Source organism: Burkholderia sp. Ac-20353, assembly GCF_017104785.1.
In the GTDB taxonomy this organism is placed as follows: Bacteria; Pseudomonadota; Gammaproteobacteria; order Burkholderiales; family Burkholderiaceae; genus Burkholderia.
Genome location: NZ_JAAGPL010000367.1, coordinates 1 through 4,219, shown reverse-complemented (window position 1 = coordinate 4,219; position 4,219 = coordinate 1). Strand labels below are relative to the sequence as shown.

Below are 4,219 nucleotides of genomic sequence, written 5' to 3'. Positions count from 1 at the left end.
CTGGAGTGCAGACGTGTGCGCTTCCGATCTACTCGCGGCCGCGCCGCCGGACACCCGCTGGCGGGCACTGTCGCCCGCCGCGTGGCGCTCGCCGGTCCGCCCTTCGGCCTTGCGCGGCGCTCGCTTGAGATCCTCGAGCGCGAGCGGGAACCGCTTCGCGCGCTCGCCGCTCATGAAGCGCACCCGCCGGCGCGCGCCCAGTCGTGCGTCGCGGACAGCATTTGCGTGTGCGTCAGATCGAGCTGCAGCGGCGTGATCGACACGAAACCGTTTGCGACCGCATGAAAATCGGTGCCTTCGCTCGCATCGAGCGCCTCGCCCGGCGGCCCGATCCAGTAGATCGGCTCGCCGCGCGGATTGGTCTCGCGGATCACCGGCTGCGACGGATGACGTTTGCCGAGGCGCGTGACCTGCCAGCCTTTCAGCTCGTCGTACGGCAAGTTCGGAATATTGACGTTCAGCAACGGATGGCCGGGCAGCGGATGGGCGAGATAGTGCTGCACGATCTCGGCGGCGACGCGCGCCGCATCGGCGAGATGTGCCCAGTCCTTGTCGACCAGCGAGAACGCGATCGCGGGTACGCCGAACATGATGCCTTCGGTCGCCGCCGCAACTGTCCCCGAATAGAGCGTGTCTTCGCCCATGTTCTGGCCGTTGTTGATCCCCGACACGACGAGATCCGGCTTCGCGTCGAGCAAGCCGGTCAGCGCGATGTGCACGGAATCGGTCGGCGTGCCGTTCACATAGAAGAAACCCGTACTCGCGGAGCGCTGGATCGACAGCGGCCGCGACAAGGTCAGTGAATTCGATGCGCCGCTGCAGTTCTGCTCGGGCGCCGTCACCGTGAGCTCGGCCAGCGGCTGCAGCGCGTCGTGAAGCGCCGCGAGACCGGGGGCGAGATAGCCGTCGTCGTTGCTGAGTAGGATTCGCATCCGGCGATTGTAACCGAGGAAAGATGGCGCGAGAGCGACAGTCCGGCCACCGTCGACCCGCGCTCGGCGCGCCACGCACCGCCACACACCGCCACGTTAAGCGGCGGCCTTTTCCGGTCAGATCGCGCCCGCTTCGCGCAGCGCAGCGATCGCCTGCGCATCGTAGCCGAGGCCGCCCAGCACCTCGTCGGTGTGCTCGCCGAGCGCCGGGCCGAGCCAGCGCGTATCGCCCGGCGTGCCGGACAGCTTCGGCGTGATGTTCGGCAGCGGAATCTCGGTGCCGTCGGCGAGCGTGAAGCGCTGGATCATCTGCCGCGCGACGAACTGCGGATCGCTGAACATGTCGGCCACGCTGTAGATGCGCCCGGCCGGCACGTCCGCCGCATTGAGCACCTCGAGCGCGGCGTCGATCGTACGCGGCGCGAGCCATGCGGCGATCGCGGCGTCGATTTCCTGCGTGCGTGGCACGCGTCCGTCGTTGTGCGCGAGCGCCGGATCGTCGGCGAGGTCGTCGCGCTCGATCGCCTTCATCAGCCGCTTGAAGATCGGATCGCTGTTGCCGCCGATCACGATGCTGCCGTCGCGGCACGCATAGGTGTTCGACGGCACGATGCCGGGCAGCGACGCGCCGGTGCGCTCGCGCACCATGCCGTACACGCCGTACTCCGGCACGACGCTCTCCATCATGTTGAATACGGCCTCGTACAGCGCGACGTCGACCACCTGCCCCGCACCGCCGTTCACGTTGCGGTGATGCAGCGCCATCATCGCGCCGATCACGCCGTGCAGCGCGGCGATCGAATCGCCGATCGAAATGCCGATGCGCGGCGGCGGCAGCTCCGGATAGCCGGTGATGTGGCGCAGCCCGCCCATCGATTCGGCGATCGCGCCGAAGCCCGGCCGGTCGCGATACGGGCCCGTCTGCCCGTAGCCGGACAGGCGCACCATCACGAGGCCCGGATTGTCGGCCGACAGCACGTCGTAGCCGAGCCCGAGCTTCTCGAGCAGGCCCGGGCGGAAATTCTCGATCACGATGTCGGCTTCGCGCGCGAGCTGGCGCGCGATCGTCTTGCCGGCGTCCGACTTCAGGTTCAGCGTGACGGATTTCTTGTTGCGCGCCTGGACCGACCACCACAGCGACGTGCCGCCCGCCTCCGGGTGCAGCTTGCGCCACTTGCGCAGCGGGTCGCCGCCTTTCGGATCCTCGATCTTGATCACTTCCGCGCCGAATTCGGCAAACAGCCGCGACGCGAAGGGCCCCGCGATCAGCGTACCGAATTCGAGCACTTTGACGCCCGCGAGCGGGCCCTGGCTGGTGCTCATGTGTCTCCCTGGCATGAGGAACGGCGTCGCCGGCACGGCGGCGGCCGAAACGTTACATCGTGCGGCGGTCGAGCATCGCGCGCGCGATCGTGCCCGCGTCGACGTATTCCAGTTCGCCGCCGACCGGCACGCCGCGCGCGAGGCGCGTCACCGCCAGCCCGCGCGCCTTCAGCGTCTGGCCGAGATAGTGGGCGGTGGCCTCGCCTTCGTTCGTGAAGTTGGTCGCGAGCACGACCTCCTTGACGATGCCGTCCGACGCGCGCCGCACCAGGCGGTCGAAATGGATTTCCTTCGGGCCGATGCCGTCGAGCGGACTCAGCCGCCCCATCAGCACGAAATACAGGCCGCGATAGGTCATCGTCTGCTCGAGCATGATCTGGTCGGCGGGCGTCTCGACGACGCACAGCAGCGTCGGGTCACGCTCCGTGTCGCTGCAGACCTCGCAGATCTGCGCTTCCGTGAACGTATTGCACTTCTCGCAGTGCTGCAGGTGCTCGGTCGCGAACAGCAGCGAACGGCCGAGCCGCTCCGCGCCCTCCCGATCGTGCTGCATCAGGTGGTACGCCATGCGTTGCGCGGATTTCGGGCCGACCCCGGGCAGCACGCGTAGCGCTTCGACGAGGGCGGACAAGGCGGACGGCTGTTTCATGCGTCGACTGAAGCGAAAACAGGCGCTGCGCTCAGAACGGCAGCTTGAAGCCCGGCGGCAGCGGCAGGCCGGACGTCATGCCGCTCATCTTTTCCTGCGACGTCGCTTCGGCCTTGCGCACGGCGTCGTTGAACGCGGCCGCAACGAGATCCTCGAGCATGTCCTTGTCGTCCGCGAGCAGGCTCGGGTCGATCGACACGCGGCGCACTTCGTTGCGGCAGGTCATCGTCACCTTGACGAGGCCCGCGCCCGACTGCCCTTCGACTTCGATCAGCGCAAGCTGCTCCTGCATCTTCTTCATGTTTTCCTGCATTTGCTGCGCTTGCTTCATCAGCCCGGCGATGTTGCCTTTCAACATGGGAATACTCCTTCTTGATCGTGTGAATGCCGGCACGCGGCGCGTGCCGGCCAGTGTAGATGAGCGTAATTGTGCCTGTTGCGGCGCCGTCAGTTCAATGCAGCGTCGGCGGCACGCCGTCCGCCGGCGCCGCGGCGTCCGCGAGCGGTCGCACCGAGCCCTCGACGATGCGCGCGCCGAACTCGCGTACGAGTTGCTGGACGAACGGATCCGCATGGATCTCCTGCTCCGCCTCGCGCTGGCGCGCCGCGCGCGCGGCCGCATCGAGCGCCGCCGCGGTGCGCCGTGCCGGCCCGACTTCGACTGTCACGTCGACCGGTTTGCCGAGCGCATCCGCGAGCGCAGCCTTCAGTTTCGCAACCTGCGCGGCGTCCGCGTATTGCGGCACCGGCACGGACAGCTTGAGCGTCGTCGCGTCGACGGCCGTCAGTTCGCTGTTGAACGCGAGCTGGTACGCGACACCCTTGAGCGGCAGCTGCGCGGCGAGCGCCGGCCATTCTCCGTCGAAGCCGATCGGATCGAGCGCGATCGCGGGCGGCAGCGCACGCGTGTCGACCGGCGCGGCCGGCCGCGATTCCGCCGGCTTCGGTGCGACGCGCACGTCGTCCGGCCCGCTGTCGAACACCGGAACGAAACCGTCGTCGGGCGGGCCGCCGAACATCTCGTCCGCGCTGAGCGGCACGTAGTCGTCCGGCGGAATGTCTTCCCACGGCGGCGGCGCCTGGCGCGTATCGGCCTGCGGCGCGCGGGATGCGGCGCGCGGCGTCGGCACCTGCACGGCCGGACGCGGCGCGGCAGGCTTTGCGGCGGCCGGCTTTGCGGCGGCAGGCTGCGCAGCCGGCTTCGCGGCAGTGGCAGTAGCCGCGGCCGCGCGCGTGCGATCGGTCGACACGCGCATGCCGGCATTGCGCAGCACGTCGAGCGCAGCGGCCGCGCCACCCGTGCGCGATGCGGGAC

The 4,219-nt window shown here is 68.8% G+C and carries 5 protein-coding genes; all 5 read right to left on the bottom strand.

From position 1 onward, the window contains the following. Nucleotides 1–170: 170 nt before the first annotated feature. Nucleotides 171–932, bottom strand: a complete 762-nt coding sequence (gene surE, locus G3N94_RS40145; protein WP_205799726.1) for a 5'/3'-nucleotidase SurE — start codon at nt 930–932, stop codon at nt 171–173. 117 nt (nt 933–1,049) lie between these two features. Continuing rightward, nucleotides 1,050–2,255: a CaiB/BaiF CoA-transferase family protein gene (locus G3N94_RS40140; protein WP_205799725.1), complete on the bottom strand. Its 1,206-nt coding sequence runs from the start codon at nt 2,253–2,255 to the stop codon at nt 1,050–1,052. 52 nt (nt 2,256–2,307) lie between these two features. After that, complete coding sequence (gene recR, locus G3N94_RS40135) at nt 2,308–2,904, bottom strand: recombination mediator RecR (RefSeq protein WP_010092235.1); 597 nt, start codon at nt 2,902–2,904, stop codon at nt 2,308–2,310. Between the two features lie 31 nt (nt 2,905–2,935). Further along, entirely contained in the window at nt 2,936–3,262 is a 327-nt protein-coding gene (locus G3N94_RS40130) for a YbaB/EbfC family nucleoid-associated protein (protein ID WP_114177220.1), read from the bottom strand. Nucleotides 3,263–3,356: 94 nt separating this feature from the next. Next, on the bottom strand, nt 3,357–4,219 hold an 863-nt coding region (locus tag G3N94_RS40125; RefSeq protein ID WP_277398611.1), incomplete at its 5' end, for a DNA polymerase III subunit gamma/tau C-terminal domain-containing protein.

Coding starts and splice junctions, on each gene's coding strand:
- surE (WP_205799726.1), bottom strand. CDS start 932: ATGCGAATCCTACTCAGCAACGACGACGGCTATCTCGCCCCCGGTCTC.
- G3N94_RS40140 (WP_205799725.1), bottom strand. CDS start 2,255: ATGAGCACCAGCCAGGGCCCGCTCGCGGGCGTCAAAGTGCTCGAATTC.
- recR (WP_010092235.1), bottom strand. CDS start 2,904: ATGAAACAGCCGTCCGCCTTGTCCGCCCTCGTCGAAGCGCTACGCGTG.
- G3N94_RS40130 (WP_114177220.1), bottom strand. CDS start 3,262: ATGTTGAAAGGCAACATCGCCGGGCTGATGAAGCAAGCGCAGCAAATG.